At 68.0% G+C, this 18238-nt stretch carries 18 protein-coding genes; 6 read left to right on the top strand and 12 right to left on the bottom strand.

The genetic code is table 11. The annotated features are described in order from the left end of the window. Positions 1-44: 44 nt before the first annotated feature. Positions 45-572, bottom strand: a complete 528-nt coding sequence (locus tag AC57B5_RS16010) for a RidA family protein (RefSeq protein ID WP_353179351.1) — start codon at positions 570-572, stop codon at positions 45-47. Positions 573-701: 129 nt separating this feature from the next. Here AC57B5_RS16010 and soxR point away from each other — a divergent pair, with 129 nt between their 5' ends. Further along, complete coding sequence (gene soxR, locus AC57B5_RS16005; protein WP_013804325.1) at positions 702-1172, top strand: redox-sensitive transcriptional activator SoxR; 471 nt, start codon at positions 702-704, stop codon at positions 1170-1172. Between the two features lie 23 nt (positions 1173-1195). Here the strand turns inward: soxR and AC57B5_RS16000 are convergent, their stop codons facing one another. Beyond that, complete coding sequence (locus AC57B5_RS16000) at positions 1196-2365, bottom strand: MFS transporter (RefSeq protein ID WP_496400118.1); 1170 nt, start codon at positions 2363-2365, stop codon at positions 1196-1198. Positions 2366-2685: 320 nt separating this feature from the next. Between AC57B5_RS16000 and AC57B5_RS15995 the strand changes: the two genes are divergently transcribed. Then, on the top strand, positions 2686-3153 hold the full coding sequence (locus AC57B5_RS15995; protein WP_496399902.1) for a hypothetical protein: 468 nt from the start codon (positions 2686-2688) through the stop codon (positions 3151-3153). 48 nt (positions 3154-3201) lie between these two features. On the opposite strand, the gene AC57B5_RS15990 is transcribed toward AC57B5_RS15995, so the two are convergent. Both AC57B5_RS15990 and AC57B5_RS15985 read right to left on the bottom strand, forming a co-directional pair. Beyond that, complete coding sequence (locus AC57B5_RS15990) at positions 3202-4152, bottom strand: diguanylate cyclase (protein WP_202757965.1); 951 nt, start codon at positions 4150-4152, stop codon at positions 3202-3204. Positions 4153-4268: 116 nt separating this feature from the next. After that, positions 4269-5333, bottom strand: coding sequence for a serine/threonine protein kinase (locus tag AC57B5_RS15985; RefSeq protein WP_496399901.1), 1065 nt, complete (start codon positions 5331-5333; stop codon positions 4269-4271). On the opposite strand from AC57B5_RS15985, the gene AC57B5_RS15980 reads away from it, so the two are divergent. Next, complete coding sequence (locus tag AC57B5_RS15980) at positions 5332-6123, top strand: 2'-5' RNA ligase family protein (RefSeq protein ID WP_496399900.1); 792 nt, start codon at positions 5332-5334, stop codon at positions 6121-6123. The two genes, AC57B5_RS15985 and AC57B5_RS15980, sit on opposite strands and share 2 nt — an antisense overlap. On the opposite strand, the gene AC57B5_RS15975 is transcribed toward AC57B5_RS15980, so the two are convergent. The 3 genes from AC57B5_RS15975 to AC57B5_RS15965 form a co-directional block, all read right to left on the bottom strand. Then, positions 6124-6540 carry an organic hydroperoxide resistance protein gene (locus tag AC57B5_RS15975; protein WP_012203126.1) on the bottom strand — a complete coding sequence of 139 codons (417 nt, stop codon included), beginning with the start codon at positions 6538-6540 and terminating at the stop codon, positions 6124-6126. Positions 6541-6604: 64 nt separating this feature from the next. Further along, positions 6605-7072 carry a MarR family winged helix-turn-helix transcriptional regulator gene (locus AC57B5_RS15970; protein ID WP_012203127.1) on the bottom strand — a complete coding sequence of 156 codons (468 nt, stop codon included), beginning with the start codon at positions 7070-7072 and terminating at the stop codon, positions 6605-6607. 93 nt (positions 7073-7165) lie between these two features. Then, the gene (locus tag AC57B5_RS15965; RefSeq protein ID WP_012203128.1) at positions 7166-7981 is read right to left on the bottom strand and encodes a crotonase/enoyl-CoA hydratase family protein; all 816 of its coding nucleotides are present in this window, start codon (positions 7979-7981) and stop codon (positions 7166-7168) included. 213 nt (positions 7982-8194) lie between these two features. Between AC57B5_RS15965 and AC57B5_RS15960 the strand changes: the two genes are divergently transcribed. Both AC57B5_RS15960 and AC57B5_RS15955 read left to right on the top strand, forming a co-directional pair. Continuing rightward, the gene (locus AC57B5_RS15960) at positions 8195-8599 is read left to right on the top strand and encodes a helix-turn-helix domain-containing protein (protein ID WP_043825756.1); all 405 of its coding nucleotides are present in this window, start codon (positions 8195-8197) and stop codon (positions 8597-8599) included. After that, positions 8596-9924 carry a HipA domain-containing protein gene (locus tag AC57B5_RS15955; protein WP_496399899.1) on the top strand — a complete coding sequence of 443 codons (1329 nt, stop codon included), beginning with the start codon at positions 8596-8598 and terminating at the stop codon, positions 9922-9924. Before AC57B5_RS15960 ends, AC57B5_RS15955 begins: the two co-directional genes overlap by 4 nt. Before the next feature lie 75 nt (positions 9925-9999). Here AC57B5_RS15955 and AC57B5_RS15950 read toward each other — a convergent pair whose 3' ends face one another. Beyond that, positions 10000-10848 carry a 3-hydroxybutyryl-CoA dehydrogenase gene (locus tag AC57B5_RS15950; protein ID WP_012203129.1) on the bottom strand — a complete coding sequence of 283 codons (849 nt, stop codon included), beginning with the start codon at positions 10846-10848 and terminating at the stop codon, positions 10000-10002. Between the two features lie 156 nt (positions 10849-11004). On the opposite strand from AC57B5_RS15950, the gene AC57B5_RS15945 reads away from it, so the two are divergent. Next, entirely contained in the window at positions 11005-12597 is a 1593-nt protein-coding gene (locus AC57B5_RS15945) for a GMC family oxidoreductase (protein WP_496399898.1), read from the top strand. Here AC57B5_RS15945 and AC57B5_RS15940 read toward each other — a convergent pair. The 4 genes from AC57B5_RS15940 to AC57B5_RS15925 form a co-directional block, all read right to left on the bottom strand. Next, on the bottom strand, positions 12594-13826 hold the full coding sequence (locus tag AC57B5_RS15940) for a GGDEF domain-containing protein (protein ID WP_269197576.1): 1233 nt from the start codon (positions 13824-13826) through the stop codon (positions 12594-12596). The genes AC57B5_RS15945 and AC57B5_RS15940 overlap by 4 nt on opposite strands. A 98-nt stretch (positions 13827-13924) precedes the next feature. Further along, positions 13925-15421 (bottom strand): AMP nucleosidase, encoded by a 1497-nt coding sequence (locus AC57B5_RS15935; protein WP_012203132.1) that lies wholly within the window; start codon positions 15419-15421, stop codon positions 13925-13927. Positions 15422-15424: 3 nt separating this feature from the next. Then, the gene (locus tag AC57B5_RS15930) at positions 15425-17503 is read right to left on the bottom strand and encodes a putative bifunctional diguanylate cyclase/phosphodiesterase (RefSeq protein WP_269197574.1); all 2079 of its coding nucleotides are present in this window, start codon (positions 17501-17503) and stop codon (positions 15425-15427) included. A 172-nt stretch (positions 17504-17675) separates the two neighbouring features. Next, entirely contained in the window at positions 17676-18179 is a 504-nt protein-coding gene (locus tag AC57B5_RS15925; RefSeq protein WP_207443714.1) for a GlcG/HbpS family heme-binding protein, read from the bottom strand. Between the last annotated feature and the right edge of the window lie 59 nt (positions 18180-18238).

The raw sequence follows: 18238 nt of genomic DNA, 5'->3' as shown, positions 1-18238 counted from the left end.
GACGAATGCCTGTGTTATCTGCTTATGGGTGGCAAACGGATGGCTCAGACCCACAGCGGCGGCCGTGCGGGCTGGGCGTGGGCGGGCAGTGCGGCCACGGCATCGACCTCGATCAGCATGCCGGGCAGGGCCAGCCGGGGCACGGGGATCAGGGTGCAGGCCGGAAAGCGCGGCAGGGTATTGCCGGGGGCACCATCGCCGGGGGCACCGTCGCTCCAATGCAGGCGCACGGCGGCCTGCCAGTCGTTGAAGCGGGCCTCCGAGTGGTCGACGATGAGCAGGGTCAGCTTGACCACCTGGCCCATGTCCGCGCCCGCCGCCTGCAGCGCCAGCTTGAGGTTGGACAGCGCCTGCTGCGCCTGAACCGCGAAGCTCTCGGGCAGGTCGCCCGCCTGGTTCTCGCCCCCCTGGCCCGAGACGAAGGCCCATTGCGCCGGCCCGTGCACGGTGACCACATGGGTGTAGCCGTTGGGCGTGGCGTCGTAGAGGCCGGCGGGCTGCAGATGGTGCAGTTGCGGGGCCGTGGAAGCAGCGGGCTGCGCCGAGGAGGTGGCAAGTGCGTCGTGTGGCATGTATGGCTTGGAGTCTGAGAGTGGGCCGGACCGGGCGGCGAGGCTTGCCAGTGTGAAACCTCAACCAAAGTTGAGGTCAAATGCAGGCCTGCTTGGACCTATTTTTCCTGCGCCTATTTTCCTGCTGCCATGAATCTGTCTTCTGCCGGTGTCACCGCGTCCGACCATGACGGGCCGGCCATCCTCTCCGTGGGCGAAGTCGCCCGGCGCAGCGGCATCACCGTCTCGGCCCTGCATTTCTACGAGCGCCAGGGACTGATCGAGAGCCTGCGCACGCCCGGCAACCAGCGCCGCTATGCGCGTGCCGTGCTGCGGCGCGTGGCGGTCATCAGGGTGGCCCAGCGCATGGGCGTGCCGCTGGCCGAGATTGCCGAGGCGCTGCAGGACCTGCCCAGCGGCCGCACGCCCACGCAGGCCGACTGGGCCGCGCTGTCCGCGCGCTGGCGCCACGCGCTGGATGCGCGCATCCAGGGCCTGACCCAGCTGCGCGACCAGATCGACGGCTGCATCGGCTGCGGCTGCCTGTCCCTCAAGGTCTGCCCGCTGCGCAATGACGGCGACTGCCTGGCCGAAGACGGGCCGGGACCGCACTTTCGCTGAACAGGCATGCGCCCTTGGCGGAACTAGTGCTTGGGCATGGGCAGCGTGGGCGTGCGCGTGCACATCCAGCACAGCCAGCCGGCCAGCGCGCCCATGACGATGCAGTAGGCGACCAGGGCCTCGGTGATGCCGATATGGTCCGAGAGCCAGCCCAGGCCGAGGATGGGCACGATGGTGCCCAGGTAGCCGACCACCAGGTACGTGGACAGCAGGCCCGTGCGCGTGGCCGGCGTGGAGACCTTGTTGACGATGGACATGCCCGCCAGGTTGCACAGGCCGTGGCCCGCTGCCGTGGTGATCACGCTGAGCGCGAACAGCAGGGCCGAGCCCGCGAAGCTGTTGATCAGCAGCAGGAGGTTGCAGGCCACCAGGCAGGCAAAGCCCACAATGGCCGAGCCCTTGGTCGGGCGCGGGCGCGCCAGGTACTGGAAACCCGCCGAGAGGAACAGGATCACGCCGATGGACAGGCCCGAGACAGCCGGCCCGTGCCAGGGCACCATGCGCTGCATGAAGCTGGGCGCCAGCGATGCGAACAGGCTGAACATGCCGAAGGCGCAGAACGCGCACATGCCGCCCAGTGCATAGTGGCGCGCAAAGCGGCGCTCCGGCAGCGTGATGGTGGGCATGAAATCGCGCCAGTGCAGCGCGCGTGCCTGGGTGAAGGCCAGCTCGGCCGGCTCGGCGATGCGCACCTGGTACAGCGCATAGACGGCCAGCAGGCCCAGCCCCAGCGAGGGGATGTAGGCCGTGACCAGCGGCCAGGGCAGCCACTGCGCGATCAGCCCGCCCACCACGGGGCCCAGCCCGAAGCCGAAGGCAATGGTCAGGCTGGTCGTGGCCGCGGCGCGCTGCAGGTCGCCCCGGTTGTTGAGCCGGGTCATGCCCACCGAGGCCGAGGTGGTGATCAGCCCCGAAGCCACGCCGATGACCACGCGCCCCAGCGCAAAGCTGGGCACGTTCCAGGCCACGGCGGAGGCCAGCACGCCCAGCGTCATCAGGATCAGCCCGGCGCGCAGCACGGTGACAAAGCCGAATCGGTCGGTCAGCCGGCCCAGGAACAGCAGGCTGGCCAGCGCGCCGAACATATAGGCCACGAAGATCTGCGTGATGTGGCTGGGCTGCAGCCCCCAGGCCTGCTGGTACAGCGGGTACAGCGGGCTGGCCAGGGCGGTGCCCATGACACCCACGCACATGGAAAAACACACCCACGCATAGGGTGGCCAACGGGTTTGCATAGAAAAGGGAGCGAAAAGGGAGCGCGAAGAAAGCGAAGGGGAAAGCGGCGCTGCGCAGGCGTGGCGCCACCGGGGCGCCACGGCACTGTCCGGGAGCGCATGGAATCTGGAATGACCCGCAGGCCAATGGGTGAATTCTAAGAAACCCGCGTGTCCTGAGTGTTTCGCTGCCTCCGAGCCCCTGGCATGGACCCGGGCATACCGCTGGCAACGTGCGCCGGGCGGGCGGGTGTACCCTGTGGCCGTCCCTGTGTTTTCCCTTGTCCAGAGAGTCCGGCATGCCAGTTCCATCCTCCGCCTTCATGACCTCCCAGCTATCCCGCAAGGCAGCGTGGACCGCGCTTGGCGCCTGCGCGCTGCTGCTGGCCGGCTGCGGCTCGGTGGGCGGCGGCGTGGGTATCGGAATTCCGGTCGGCCCCGTGTCGGTGGGCGTGGGGCTGGGCAGCGGCGGGCTGAGTGCCGGAGTCGGCACGGGCGTGGGCCCGGTCGGCGTTGGCGTCGGCGTCAACCAGAGCGGCCAGGTGCTGGGCAGCGCAGGCGTGGGCGCCTCCACGGGTGTGGGCGGCGCGCGGGTCGGCGTGGGCGTGGGTTCATCCACCGTGCTGCACGATCCGCAACGCTCCAACGTTCAACCGGCCCAGGAGCCAGCGCCTGCCGCCCCGCCTCAGACCCCGGCCGGCCAGGTGCAATGGCGTGATGCCAGCGGTCAGGTCGTGCCGACCTGCCGCGTCGATGGACGTTGCTGAGGTGCGAGAGAGGGGAACGGCGCGTAGCGCCTCAGGGGGTGTTTCCTGTCACCCCTCCCAGACGATGCGGTCGCGACCAGCGTTTTTTGCGAGATAAAGGCGCCGATCGGCATCGGCCAGCAGTTGCTGGGCACTGTTGGTGGGCGAAGGCGCAATGCAGGCCACGCCCAGGCTCACGGTCAGCGCCTGGCCCAGGGGCGATGCGGCATGGGGCAGGTCCAGCAGCCTGAGCGCATCGACGATGCCCTGCGCCACCAGCACCGCGCCATCCAGCGCCGTATGGGGCAGCAGGCAGACGAATTCCTCGCCCCCATAGCGCGCCAGCAGGTCGCCCGGCCGGTGCAGTGCGCCCTGAATGGCCTGGGAGATCTGGCTCAGGCATTCATCGCCGACCAGATGGCCGTAGTGGTCGTTGTAGGCCTTGAAGTGGTCCACGTCCATCATCACCAGCGACAGCGGCTCGCCCAGGCGCTGCAGGCGCATGAACTCGCGCTCCAGCTGGGCACTGAAGAAACGCCGGTTGGCCACGCCCGTCAGCCCGTCGCTGTGCGACAGCAGTTGCAGCATCTGGCGCTGCTGCGCAATCTCCAGATGCGTGCGCACGCGTGCCTTGAGCACGGCCGGGCGAAAGGGCTTGGTCACGAAATCCACGGCGCCCAGGTTCAGGCCCAGTTCCTCGCAATGGGGCTCGGTCAGCGCGGTGAGGAAGATGATGGGGATATGCGCGGTCTGCAGGTCGGCCTTGAGGCGGCGGCAGACCTCGAAGCCGTCCATCTCCGGCATGCGGATGTCCAGCAGGATGAGGTCGGGCAGGTACTGGCGGGCCAGGGCCAGCGCCTCCTCGCCGGTGTAGGCCACAAGCGGGCCGCACAGATCCTTGATCACCTGGCAGATGATGGTGGCGTTGTCCGGAACGTCGTCCACCACCAGCACCTTTTGCGCGGCAGGCAAGGGCTGTAGCGGGTTGGGCAGCGATGGTGGGAAGGCGGAGTAGGGCATGGCCGATGGGATTTCGGGCCGAGAATACCCCGGAACCCGCAGCCCTGGATAGGGCGCCGCGGGCCTGGACAATTTGTAAAGATATCTGTCTTCGGGAGGCAGGCAGCCCGGTGGCCTCAGGCGTATAGAGGCTCTTCCTGCATGGCCTCGATCTGCTCGTTGAGCATGTCCACCTGCCCGCGCCAGTAGTCGGGCGTGCCGAACCAGGGGAAGTTGATGGCAAAGATCGGGTCGTCCTGGCGCCGCGCCAGCCAGGCGCTGTAGTGGATGAGGCGCAGCGTGCGCAGCGGCTCGATCAGGGCCAGCTCGCGGCGGTCGAAGGGACGGAACTGCTCGTACCCATCCAGCAGGGCGCCCAGCTGGCGCGTGCGCTGGCCCCGGTCGCCCGACAGCAGCATCCACAGGTCCTGCACGGCCGGGCCGGTGCGCGCATCGTCCAGGTCCACGAAATGCGGGCCGCCGCGGCCTTCGTCGTCCAGCGGCGTCCACAGCACGTTGCCGGGATGGCAGTCGCCGTGCAGGCGCAGCGTGCGCGCGCTGTGCAGGCCGAAGTGGCCGGCCGCGCTCATGCCGTCGGTGGCGGGTGCCATCAGGTCCAGCGCGCGCTGGCAGGCGGCCTTCCAGGTGGATTCCACTTCCAGCGGAATCATTTGCCGGTCCAGCAGCCACTGCATGGAGTCGTGGCCGAAGCTGGCCAGGTCCAGCGCCGGCCGGTGCGCAAAGGGCCGGGTCGCGCCCACGGTGTGGATGCGGGCCAGGAAGCGCCCGGTCCACTCCAGCACCTCGAAGTCGTCCAGCTCGGGCGGACGGCCTCCGCGCCAGGGGCTGACCGAGAAATCAAAGCCCGCGTGGCTGTGCAGCGTGGCGCCTTCCAGCACCAGCGGGGGCACGGCGGGCACTTCGGCGGCCGTCAGCTCGGCGCTGAAGGCGTGCTCCTCCAGGATCTGATCGCGGCTCCAGCGGCCCGGGCGGTAGAACTTGAGCACGACGCGATCGCCGTCTTCCAGTACGGCCTGGTAGACGCGGTTTTCGTAGGAGGCCAGGGCCGTGAGCCGGCCGTCGCCCCACAGGCCGACCGAGGCCAGGGCGTCGAGCACCACGTCGGGCGTGAGGCGGGCATAGGCGTGCGATTCGTCGTCGGGGACGACATTCAGATCAGGATCGTGCGGTGTGGCGGACATGGGCCGATTGTCGCCGGGCTGGCTTAAGCTGTGCGGCTGCCTAGCCTTCGCCGATTCGCCCGCCGTGCCGCTGCTGCCCCATTTCCTGCAATCCCATGCCATAGCGAGCGCCAGCGCGGCAGGCGCATCCGACGACTGGAGCGGCTGGCACCTGGGCCGGCGCCGCTATGCGGTCTGGGTGCTGGAGCTCCATGCGCTGGGCCCTGCCGAGGGCGAAGCCGTGCGCCGCGCCTGTGCGCAGGCGCGCCAGGCCCTCGCCGCTGCGCTGGTTCCGCGGTACGAGCGGCAGCTGCATGTGACCCTGGCCACGGCCGGCTTTCTGGATGGCGATGCGGCGCTGCCGGACGCCTACGGCGCGGCGGAACTATCGCGCGACTTGCACGCGCTGCAGGACCTGCCGGCCGCACCGCTGCAGCTGGAATTCGGCGGCTGGGGCAGTTTCGAGATGGCGCCCTATCTGCAGGTGCGCGACCGCAGCCAGGGCGGGCCCACGCTGGGCATGCTGCATGGTGCACTCAGGCCGGCAAGACCCGAACTGGCGCTGACCGAGGCGCTGCGCCCCTACGTGCCCCATGTGACGCTGGGCGCCTGGAACGCCGCCTGGCCGCGCGCCCAGGTGCTGCAATGGATAAGCGGCCTGCCGGTGCTGGAGCACTGGCAGGCCGCCGTGGGCGAGATCGCGCTGGTCAGCTATGCGGCCGACGCCTTGCACGGCCCGTTGACCTGCCATGCACGCTACGACCTCCGGGGTCGCAGGCTGCAATGGCGGGAGCGGCCGGGCTGGGCCTGATCAGACCAGGGTGATCTGCACGTCGATGTTGCCGCGCGTGGCGTTGGAGTAGGGGCAGACCTGGTGGGCTGCGTCCACCAGGGCCTGGGCGGCGGCCTTGTCCATGCCGGGCAGGCTGACCTTCAGGCGGGCAGCGATGCCGTAGGCGTTGGGGATGGTGCCCAGGTCCACTTCTGCGTCGATGGACAGGTCCTGCGGCAGGCTGATCTTCTGCTTGCCGGCCACTGCCTTGATGGCGCCGATGAAGCAGGCCGAGTAGCCTGCGGCGAACAGTTGCTCGGGATTGGTGCCCGTGCCGCTGGTGCCTGGCGAGGAAAGGGTCACGTCCAGGCGTCCGTCATCGGTGCGCGAGGCGCCGTCGCGGCCGCCGGTGGTGTGGGCACGTGCGGTGTACAGGACTTTTTCGAGCTGGGCCATGGTGTCTTCCTTTTGCAAAGTTGTCCGGCTGTGCGGACGGGTGGAGGAAATCGGCAATCCGTTGTCAGTCGCTGCGGCGCGGCGCCAGCCGCTCGCGCAGTGCGCCGAGTTGCTGCGTCAGCGCCTGCAACTCGGGCAGCGTGCACTGCGTGCTTTGCAGCACGCAGGCGGGAATCTTTTCAGCCGCATCGCGCAGTGCCCGGCCTTGCGGGGTGAGCGTGATGCGCACGCGGCGCTCGTCCTGCGCATCGCGCACCCGCTCCAGCAGGTTCGCGCCTTCGAGCCGCTTGAGCAGCGGCGTCAGCGTGCCCGAATCCAGGGTCAGCTGCTCGCCGATCTCCGACACGGTCAGGCCGTCGCGCTCCCAAAGCACCAGCATCACCAGGTACTGCGGATAGGTCAGGCCGATGCCGTCGAGCAGGGGCTTGTAGAGCTTGGTCATGGCCAGCGACGCCGAGTACAGCGCAAAGCAGACCTGGTTGTCCAGGCGCAGAAGCTCGGGGGTGTCGGTGGGCAGGGCGTTGCGTGGCATGGGCTGAATTATTGCTGTCAATTAAATTGTGCACAACTTAATTGATGAAATCCCTCCAGATCGGAGGGGGAAGATCGGGAGGGTGAGAAAGGCCTATCGGCCCGTGAAGCGCGCGGGGCGTTTCTCGATGAAGGAGCGCACGCCTTCGGCGGCATCCTCGCTGCTGGCCAGGCGCTGCTGCACGGGAATGAAGTCGGCCACGGCGGCGGCCTGGCCCAGCTCGATGGCCTTGAGCACATTGAGCCGCGTGGCCACCACAGCCTGCGGGGCCTGGGCGGCAATCCGCTCGGCAATGCGCAGGGCCTCGGCCAGTTCCTGACCGGCCGGCACCACCTTCTGCACGAAGTTCAGGCGATAGGCCTCGGCGCTGTCGAACTCATCGGCCGTGAGCAGGTGCAGCATGGCATTGCCCACGCCCGCACGCTCGGCCATGCGCAGCGTGGCGCCGCCCGTGGGCATGATGCAGCGCTGCACTTCCAGCTGGGAAAAGCGGCAGTCATCGGCCGCGACCACGATGTCGGCGCCCAGCATCAGCTCGATGCCCACCGTGAAGCAAATGCCCTTGACCGCCACCACCATGGGCTTGGCGCGGCGCCGGTAGCCGACCAGGCCGTAGTCGTGCGGCTCCACCAGGCCTTGCGGGATGGCCTTCCTGCCCGAGCGCAGGTACTCCGCCATCACCGGCAGGTCCAGCCCCGCCGTGAAATGGCTGCCAAACGCATGCAGCACGCCCACGCGCAACTCGGGATCGTCGTCCAGGCGCGTATAGGCCTCGGCCAACTGCTGGAACATGGGTGGCGTCCAGCCGTTGCGCTTGGCGGGGCGGTTGATCCCGATCAGCAGCACATGGCCGCGCACTTCGCAGCTGATGCAGCCTTCGGGCGGCGGGGTGGGGGTGTTGATGTCCATGGTTGTCTCCTGCGCATGGACCTTAGTGCAGGCCAGGGATGGGTGCAGTCGCGCAGAGGACGGTTGAAAAGGGGGTGAATATCTAAGCAATGCTTTCGTTTTTCTGGGGTTTGGGAAGCTGCTCGATGAAAATCGATAAGGTCGTTTCGATTCATTGCCAGCGCCGTTGCCGATCGATAAGATCGAAACCATGCTTTCGATTTCATTGAAGCCATGAAGATCTCCATCGACTCTGTGGATGCCCTCGGTGACGCGGTATGGGCCGTTCGCAAGGCGCGGCGCTTGCGCCAGGACGATGCAGCAGGCGCCGCAGGCGTGAGCCATGTCTTTGTGCGGGACGTGGAGCGCGGCAAGCCCACGGTCCAGTTTGGGCGCGTGCTGCAACTGCTGTCCGAACTGGGAATCGAGGTGCTCATCGACCTTCCCGAGGGAACCGAGCAGGCCTATCTGCAGCGCCGCCAGGCCAGGCTGCCACCTGAGCCCCATGGTTCCCACGAGTACCGAACGCGCCAGGGCGCACCGGACGGAGGGCCAGCCGCTGAAGTCAGGGAGGAGCCCGGTGCCCGTGACTCGGACGATGCGTTCTTCCGCACTGCCTTCGAAAAGAACAGGCCGTGACCGCACGCATCCTGGACGTATTCATCAACGGCCGGCTTGCCGGAAAGCTGGTCGAAAACAGGGATGTCTGGGGCTTTGCCTATGAGGAGGAGTGGATGGGCGACCCTCGCGCCTTCCCATTGGCGCCCGGCATTTCCTTGGCAAAGCGCAGGCACATCGACGGATCTACGCACCGCAGCGTCCAATGGTTCTTCGACAACCTGCTGCCCGAGGAAGCACTGCGCAGTGCGATCAGCAAAGAGCTGGATGTGAATGAGCACGATGCCTTCGGCCTTTTGCAGGTCCTTGGCGCGGAATCGGCCGGATCCCTGGTCCTGCTGCCGCCTGGGGCGGACGCAGCCGAGCGCGGCGCAAGGAGGCTGGAGTTCGGCGAACTGTCACTGAGACTCAGGAACTTGCCGCGCACGTCCTTGCATGCCGGATCACCCAAGCGCATGTCCCTGGCTGGAGCGCAGCACAAAATGGTGGTGCTGTACGACGAGAAAACCGCTCGCCTGCAGGAACCCTTCCAAGGGACGGCTTCCAGCCATATCCTCAAGCCGGACTCCACGGCCGAAGGCTATCCGCACTCGACCGTCAACGAGGCCTTCACCATGAAGCTTGCCGGGCGCCTGGGGCTTGATGTGCCGCCGGTACACCTGCTGTACACGCCCGAGCCGGCCTATGTCATCAACCGCTTTGACCGCGTGTTTGATGAAGCGTCCCAAGAGTGGCTGCGACTGCATGTGGTGGATGCCTGCCAACTGCTCGACCTGGCCCGGACTTTCAAATATCAAGGAGCCAGCATCCAGACACTGGCGTCGTTGATGGACCGCTGCCGCGAAAAGGCGCAAGCCCGGATGGGCATCTATCAGTGGCTGCTGTTCAACACCCTGGTGGGCAACAGCGACAGTCATCTGAAGAATCTGTCGTTCCTGGTGGACCGGGGCGGCGTCAGGCTGGCGCCGTTCTACGATCTCCTGAGCACCGCCGTCTATCACACGCGGGCTTACGCCGATGAACATGCGGTATGGCCACAGGAGCGGCTGACGGTTCCGCTTGCGGGTGCGGCCTTCTTTGCCGACGTGACCTACGGAAAGCTGATGGCCGCAGGTACGGCCTTGGGCTTGACCCAGAGCACAAGCGGACGTGTGCTCGACAGGATGCTTGGCATGCTGGCTCCGCAGGCCGATGCGTTGATCGCAGAATTCGAGGCTGGCCAGCTCCACCAGCCTGCCGACTCTGCAATGGACCATTCCACAAGAAGTGCCCACCTGAGAATGCTCAGGTCGATACGTCACATCGTCATCGAGGACATGCTGGCGCTGGTGCGCAAAACCAAGTAGCGCGCTGCCACCAAAACAAAAGGCGAAGGCCAGCCTGAGCTGCCTTCGCCTTCGCTTGGCTTTGGGGGCCGTGTATCAGTAGCTGTACACGCCGCGGCCCGTCTTGCGGCCCAGGCGGCCGGCGGCCACCATTTCCTTGAGCAGGGGGCAGGCGCGGTACTTGCTGTCGCCGAATTCCTTGAGGTAGACCTCCATCACGGCCAGGCACACGTCCAGGCCGATCATGTCGGCCAGGGCCAGCGGGCCGATGGGCTGGTTGCAGCCCAGCTTCATGCCGGCGTCGATGTCCTCGGCCGATGCCAGGCCTTCGGCCAGCACGAAGAAGGCCTCGTTGATCATGGGCACCAGGATGCGGTTGACCACGAAGCCGGGCGCGTTCTTCACGGTGATGGGGCTCTTGCCCAGGCGCTCGGACAGTTCCTTGACCGTGGCGTGCGTCTCGTCGCTGGTCTGCAGGCCGACGATGATCTCCACCAGCGCCATCATGGGCACGGGGTTGAAGAAGTGCATGCCGATGAACTTGTCGGCGCGGCCCGTCACGGCGGCCAGCTGGGTGATGGAGATGGACGAGGTGTTGGTGGCGACGATGACGTCGGCATCCAGCAGCGCGTCCAGCTGCTTGAGGATCTTGACCTTGAGCTCGTAGTTCTCGGTGGCGGCCTCGATGACCAGTTGCGCGCCCTTCAGTGCCGCGTAGTCGGTCGATGTCTTGATGCGGGCCAGGGCGGCGGTCTTCTCTGCCTCGGTCAGCTTTTCCTTCTTGATCAGGCGGTCCAGGCTGCCCGAGACGGTGGCCACGCCCTTTTGGACGGCGGCCTCAGAGATATCCACCATGACCACGTCGATGCCCGATACCGCGCAGGCCTGCGCGATGCCGTTGCCCATGGTGCCTGCGCCGATGATGCCTACGGTTTGAATTGCCATGACTGTCAGTCTCCTCAAACGAACAAAGTGAATGCGAACGTGAATGCGATCCGGCGATCGTAGCGGGATTCGGAGCATCCACCGGGTTTGCCCCGGCTTGCGGCGCCGCGCAGGCGACTGCAACAGTGGATGGCTACACCGCAGGGGAGGGGAGACATGCTGGACTACATCGTGATCGGAGGGGGATCGGCGGGCTCGGTGCTGGCCGGGCGGCTCAGCGAGGATGCCGAGACGCAGGTGGCGCTGCTGGAGGCCGGGCCCCCCGACTCCAGCGTGCTCATCCACTGTCCGGCGGGCATGGCCGCCATGGCCAAGGGCGGACGGCACAGCTGGGGCCTGTCCACCGTGCCGCAGCCGGGCCTGGGCGGGCGGCGCGGCCACCAGCCGCGCGGCAAGGTGCTGGGCGGCTCCAGCGCGGTCAACGCCATGGTCTATGTGCGCGGCCAGCCGGCCGACTACGACCACTGGGCGGCCCAGGGCAACCCGGGCTGGAGCTGGAGCGAGGTGCTGCCCTATTTCCTGCGCGCCGAGCACAACGAACGCGGCGCCGATGCCTGGCATGGCGCGGGCGGGCCGCTGAACGTGGCCGACCTGCGCGATCCCAACCCGCTGTCCCGGGCCTTCGTGCAGGCTGGCGTGCAGGCCGGCCATGCGCACAACGCGGATTTCAACGGCCAGGCGCAGGAGGGTGTGGGCCTGTACCAGGTCACCCAGCGCAACGGCGAGCGCCACCACGTCGCCAAGGCCTATCTGGCGCCGCACCGTGCCAGGCCCAATCTGCGCGTGGAAACGGGTGCCCAGGTGCTGCGCATTCTGTTCGAGGGCCGGCGCGCCGTGGGCGTGGAGTACCTGCAGGGCGGTACGGTGCAGCAACTGCACTGCCGGCGCGAGGTGCTGCTTTGCGGCGGCGCACTGCTGTCGCCGCAGCTGCTGATGCTGTCTGGCGTGGGGCCGGGCGATCATCTGCGTTCGCTGGGCATCGATGTGGTCCACCATCTGCCCGGCGTGGGTGCCCATCTGCAAGACCACCCGGATGTGGTGCTGGTGGTCGATGGCGCGCAGCTGACCGACAGCTTCGGCCTTTCACTGGGCGGTGCGCGCAGATTGCTGGCCGCCGTGGGCCAATGGCGCAGCCAGCGGCGCGGCATGCTGACCACCAACTTTGCCGAGGCGGGCGGCTTCATCCGCAGCAGCCCTGGCGAGCCTGCGCCCGATCTGCAATTGCACTTCGTCGTCGCCAAGCTGGTGGACCACGGGCGCAAGACGGTCTGGGGCCATGGCTATTCGCTGCATGTCTGCGTGCTGCAGCCGGCCAGCCGGGGCAGCCTGCGCCTGGCCAGTGCCGACCCGCTGGCCCTGCCGCTGGTGGACCCGGCCTTTTTCTCCGACGCGCAGGACCTGCGGCGCATGGTGAACGGCGTGCGCCGCGCCCAAGAGATCCTGGCCCAGCCCGCGCTGGCGGCCCTGGGCGGGCGCGAGATGCCGGCCTCGGCCGGTGCGCAGGACGATGCAGGCATCGAGGCCTTCATTCGCAGCCACGCCGACACCATCTACCACCCCGTGGGCAGCTGCCGCATGGGGCCGGGGCCCATGGACGTGGTCGATGCGCAGCTGCGTGTCTACGGCATCAAGGGCCTGCGCGTGGTCGATGCCTCGGTCATGCCGCGCATCGTCAGCGGCAACACCAATGCCCCCACGGTGATGATTGCGGAGAAGGCCGTGGACATGATCCGCCACGGCGCGCGCTAGGTGCCTGGCGTGCGCCCGTGCGCCATGGCCTGCTCCGGGATGGAGGCCGACGGCTGCGGCCCCTGCTCCTCGGACGCGGCCACCGGACTCAGCCGCACCTGCGTCCAGCAGTCGCGCCCGCGGCGCTTGGCGGCGTAGAGGGCGGCGTCTGCGGGGGCCAGCATCAGCTCCAGGCACAGGCCGTTCCAGGCCTGGGGTGCGTGGGCGCAGCCGGCGCTGAAGCGCACTTCGAAGCCCAGCACCTTGCGCGAGGCCTGCAGCAGCGCGGACTGCAGGCGGGTGCACAGGGTGTCCACGCCGTCGTCCGTGGTGTAGAGCAGCAGGCAGAACTCCTCGCCGCCCCAGCGCGCGGCGATTTCGTCGCTGCGCAGCTGCTGCTGCAGCAGGCGGGCGAACAGGCACAGCGTCTGGTCGCCCACGGCGTGGCCGTGCTCGTCGTTGACATGCTTGAAGTGGTCCAGGTCCAGCATCACCAGGGCCAGGGCCTGGCGGTGGCGCTGGGCATGGGCCAGCATGGCGGGTGCGCGCTCCAGCAGGGCGCGGCGGTTGGGCAGCCCGGTGAGCATGTCCTGCAAGGCCAGGTCGCGCAGTTGCTGGCTGGTCTCGTCGCGCCAGGCCACGAGCACGGCCACCATGAGCAGCGTGCTGCTCAGCGTGGTCAGCAGGGCGAAGATCTGGTTGGCGCCGCTGTCCGCGGTGAAGCTGGGCAGGAAGGGTGTGGCCAGGGCCAGGTAGCTGCGCACGAACAGCATCAGCCCCATGAAGGCGGCCACGCCGCACATCAGGTAGCGCCAGCTGCGCGCCACGGGCCGCTGTGGGTCCAGGCACAGGCCGGCCAGCGCCATCAGGCACAGGCCATGGACGGCGCTGAACCAGCCGGTGCGCAGGGCCGCCTGGGGCAGCAGCAGCGCAAAGCCCAGCGGCCCCAGCACGCACAGCGCGATCAGGCCGCGTTCCAGCAGCATCGGGCGCGGCCCCAGCCATTCACGCAGGGCGCGCGCCATCTGCCACTGGGCGGTGGCGGCCAACGCCGCCGCGCCCAGCGACAGCAGGTCACGTCCCATCAGGCCGTGGGGCAGGCGGCTGGCGATCAGGATGAGGGTCCAGGCCACGGCCTGCATCAGGAAGAAGTGCTGCGCATGGCGCGCCGCACCGCTGACGCGCCGCCCCATGGCCAGCGGCAGGGCGGCCGACATGGCCATCATGTTGATGGCCACGACGGCGGTCATGGAGAAAAAGTCCAGGGTAGGCAGCGTGGATGGCATGTGCGTCCCTGGATGGCGGTGCGAAGCGTGGCCCGTGAGAAGCGGTGGCCGGTGGCGGGGCGCTACTGGAACGCCACCTCCGCGAAGCTGCGCAGCTTGCGGCTGTGCAGGCGCTGGGTGCCGCCTTCGCGCAGGATGTCGATGGCGCGCATGCCGATGCGCAGATGCTGGTCCACGCGTTCGCGGTAGAAGTGGTTGGCCATGCCGGGCAGCTTGATCTCGCCGTGCAGCGGCTTGTCGGACACGCACAGCAGCGTTCCATAGGGCACGCGGAAGCGGAAGCCGTTGGCCGCGATGGTGGCGCTTTCCATGTCCAGCGCCACGGCGCGGCTCTGGCTGAAGCGCAGCTGGGGCAGGTTGTTGGGCAGCAGTTCCCAGTTGCGGTTGTCGGTGCTGGCCACGGTGCCGGTGCGCATGATGCGCTTGAGGTCGGGGCCGTCCATTTGCGTGACATCGGCCACGGCCTGCTGCAGTGCCAGCTGGATTTCGGCCAGCGCGGGAATGGGCACCCACAGCGGCAGCTCCTCGTCCAGCACATGGTCCTCGCGCACGTAGGCGTGGGCCAGCACGTAGTCGCCCAGTTGCTGGCTGTTGCGCAGGCCCGCGCAGTGGCCCAGCATCATCCAGGCATGCGGGCGCAGCACGGCGATGTGGTCGGTGATGGTCTTGGCATTGGCCGGGCCCACGCCGATGTTGACCATGGTGATGCCGCTGTGGTCGGCGCGCACCAGGTGGTAGGCCGGCATCTGCGGCAGGCGCGGCGGCGGCGTGCCCAGCTCGTCATTGGGCTGGGCCGGCAGGCCGGTGCGGCGCGTGACCACGTTGCCGGGCTCGATGAAGGCCACGTATTCGCTGTCTTCCCGGGCCATCTCGGCGTGGCCCAGGCGGATGAATTCGTCGATGTAGAACTGGTAGTTGGTGAACAGCACGAAGTTCTGGAACCACTCGGGCTGGGTGCCCGTGTAGTGGCGCAGGCGGTGCAGCGAGTAGTCCACGCGCGGGGCGGTGAACAGGGACAGCGGCAGGGCCTCGCCGGGATGCGGGCGCCAGGTGCCGTTGGCAATGCCGTCGTCCATGGCTTCGAGGTCGGGCAGGTCGAACACATCGCGCATCAGCTGGCGCCGCTCGCGCGTGAGCGTTCCCTCGATGTGGTCGTTCTCGGCGAACGAGAAGTGGATGGGAATGGGCTTGTCGCTCAGGCCCACCTCCAGCGGCACGCCGTGGCTCTTGATCAGCAGGCGGAACTGCTCGGCGTAGTAGCGCGAGAACAGGTCGGGCCGCGTGAGCGTGGCCTCGTGCGTGCCCGGGCCCTCGACGAAGCCGTAGGCCAGCTGCGTGTCGGCGCGCGCCACGGTGCTCGTGTGCATGCGAACGAAGGGGTAGTAGGCGTGGACGGGAGCGGCCGGGGTTTCGCCGGAGACGAAGCGCTGCATGTTCGAGCGAAGGTGCTCTATCTGCTCCCGGTAGATCTGCTGTACGTGCTCCAGGGCCCGCTGGGGGTCGGTGTGCAAGGTGGCTGCGGCCCTGGAGGCCTGCGAGGGGTTGTGAAGCAAAACCATGGGCTATTGTCGTTGGACTGGATGACTGTTGTGCAATTGCCAGGCGCGCGCCCTCTCGGCCGGCAGGGGCGGCGCCACAAGGTATCCCTGCATCATGCCGCAGCCCAGCTCGCGCAAAAGCGCCAATTGGGCAGGTGTTTCCACGCCTTCCGCCACGATGTCCAGGTGCAGGCTGTGGCCCATCTGCACGATGGCGGTGACGATGGCCGTGTCGTCCTCGCTATCGGGGACGTCGGCGATGAAGGAGCGGTCTATCTTGAGCTGGTTGATCGGGTGGCGGCGCAGGTAGGCCAGGGAGGAGTAGCCGGTGCCGAAGTCGTCGATGGCCAGGCCCACGCCCAGGGCCTGCAGCGCCTGCAAGGTGTCCTGCACCTGCCCGCTGGTGTGCATCAGCGTGGACTCGGTCAGCTCGATGTGCAGCCAGCGCGCCTCCAGCCCCGTTTCCTCCAGCACCTGTGCCACCTCGCGCGCCATGTCGCGCTGGCGGAATTCCAACGCCGAGAGGTTCACGGACAGCGGCACCGGCGCCAGGCCCTCGTCCTGCCACTGGCGCGCCTGGCGGCAGGCCTCGCGCAGCACCCAGTGGTCTATGGCCGAGATCAGGCCGCGCGCCTCGGCAAAGCCGATGAACTCGCCGGGCAGCACCAGGCCGCGCTGCGGGTGGCGCCAGCGCACCAGGGCCTCGAAGCCGGCAAGCCGGCCATCGGCCGTGAAGGTCTGGGGCTGGTAGTACAGCTCGAACTCGCCGCGCTCCAGTGCGCCGCGCAGCTGCTGCTCCTGCATCAGCATCTGGGCCTGGGTGGCCTGGCCGTCCTGGGCGGGTGCATAGAACTGCAGGTTGCGGCGGCCGCTGTCCTTGGCCATGTGCATGGCGCTTTCGGCGCGGTTGAGCAGCTCTTCGGCGTTTTTCCCGTCGCCGGGGTACATGGCGATGCCCATGCACGGCGAGATCACCAGTGGCGTGCCATCGATGGCGCAGGGCGCCTCGATGATGCGCTGCAGGTGGCTGGCCTGTGTCTCGGTTTCCTGCGGATCGGGGTCGTCGGTGAGCACGACCACGAACTCGTCGCCGCCCACGCGCGCCACCAGGTCGTGGGCGCGCACGCTGCCGCGCAGGCGCTGGGCGACCTCGCACAGCAGCAGGTCGCCGGCCTGGTGGCCCAGCGAGTCGTTGATGGTCTTGAAGTGGTCCAGGTCGATGATGAGCACGGCCAGGGCGCGCCGCTTGACCGAGGCCAGCGACAGCGCCTGGCGCAGCATCTGGATCAGGCGCACCCGGTTGGGCAACTGGGTCAGCTGGTCGTGCTGGGCCAGGAAGTCCATGCGCTCCTGCGCCAGCTGGCGCAGCGTGATGTCGCGCACCAGCACGATGCGGTAGGGCCCGCCCTCGGCCGGCATGGTCTTGGCCTCGATCTCCACGGGGATGCGGTGGCCGTCCTTGTGCTGGATGGCGCCGTCGAAGCGGTCCTCGCGGCCGCTGCGCATGTACTGCAGTGCGTAGAGGCGGAATTCGGGGCAGATGTAGTCGAGGATGGGGCGGCCGGTCAGCTCGTCCAGCGTGTAGCCGGCCAGGCGGGACAGGGCCTCGTTGCCGTCGATGATCAGGCCGTCGCGGTGCATGACGATGGCCTCGGTCGTGACCTCGGTGAACTTGCGCATGCGCTCTTCGCTGTCGCGCACCTTCTGCGCCACATGGTGGTGGTGGCTCACGTCGGTGATCTGCACCACGGCGCCCTGCAGCTGCCCGTGCTCGAAGTGCGGCATCAGCAGCGATTCGATATGGCGAGGCGGCCCATCCGGCTGGGGCACCTCGCGCTCGTAGCGCACATGTTCGCCGCGCAGGCCGCGCTCCACATGCTCGGCGATGAGCTGCCACACGGCTTCGCCCACGATCTCGCGCACGGTCTTGCCGATCGCCTCGGCGGGCGTCAATCCGAAATTGCGTGCGTAGTTGATGTTGGCGAAGCGGCAGCGCAGCGTGCGCGCATCGAAGTAGGCCAGCATGGCCGGAGCCGTATCTGCTATCAGCCGCAGCAGCGTATCGTTGGGCCCCGTGATTTGCGCATCGACGTTCTCTGGCATTCGTCCCCCTCGCTGGGGATTTATAGCGGAATCGCCGAGATTTTGATAGCGCTCTTGTGCGAGGGTGAGCGGCCGCTGACGCGAGGGAGCGCGTGCGGCTGTCGAGCCTCCGGGGCGACCGTGGCGGCCTGTCTTTTTTTTGCAGCGCCGCATCACGTGCGGCGCGGCTTCTTTACTTGAGCACGTCCTGCACCTGGCCCAGTGCAGCCTGGGCGCACTTGTCGTCCAGGTGGCCGCCGGGCGCGCCGCCGATGCCCACGGCGCCGATCACCTCGTTGCCCACCTTCACCGGCAGGCCGCCGCCCAGCAGCAGGTAGCCGGGAATGTTCACCAGGTTGGCTGCGCCGGGGTTCTTCTGCGCGCCTTCCATGATGGCCAGCGTGCTGTTCTTGGCCGATGCGGCCGTATAGGCCTTCAGGCGGCTGGCCTCCAGCGTGTGGGGGCCCGCGTTGTCGGCGCGCTGCACGGCGCGCACGGTGCCGGCACGGTCCACCACGGTGGCGGTGACGGCATAGCCGTCGGCGGCGCAGGCGGCCACGCTGCGTGCGGCGATCTGGTTGGCCAGCTCCAGCGACATGTTCTTTTCCGTGCGCACGGCCTCGGCCTGGGCGGCGGTGGTGATCAGGCCCAGGGTCAGGGCAGCGAGGGTGGCGAGCTTGGTGGCGTGGCGTTGCATGGTCTTCTCCTTGGGGGTCAGGACGGCCCGGGCCACAAGCCCGGACGGCATGCATGCAC

This window comes from Delftia sp. BGA-UO-ETr-SB1, from assembly GCF_059567865.1.
Note: the sequence above shows the minus strand (reverse complement) of the source record. Positions and strands in the feature narration are given on the sequence as shown.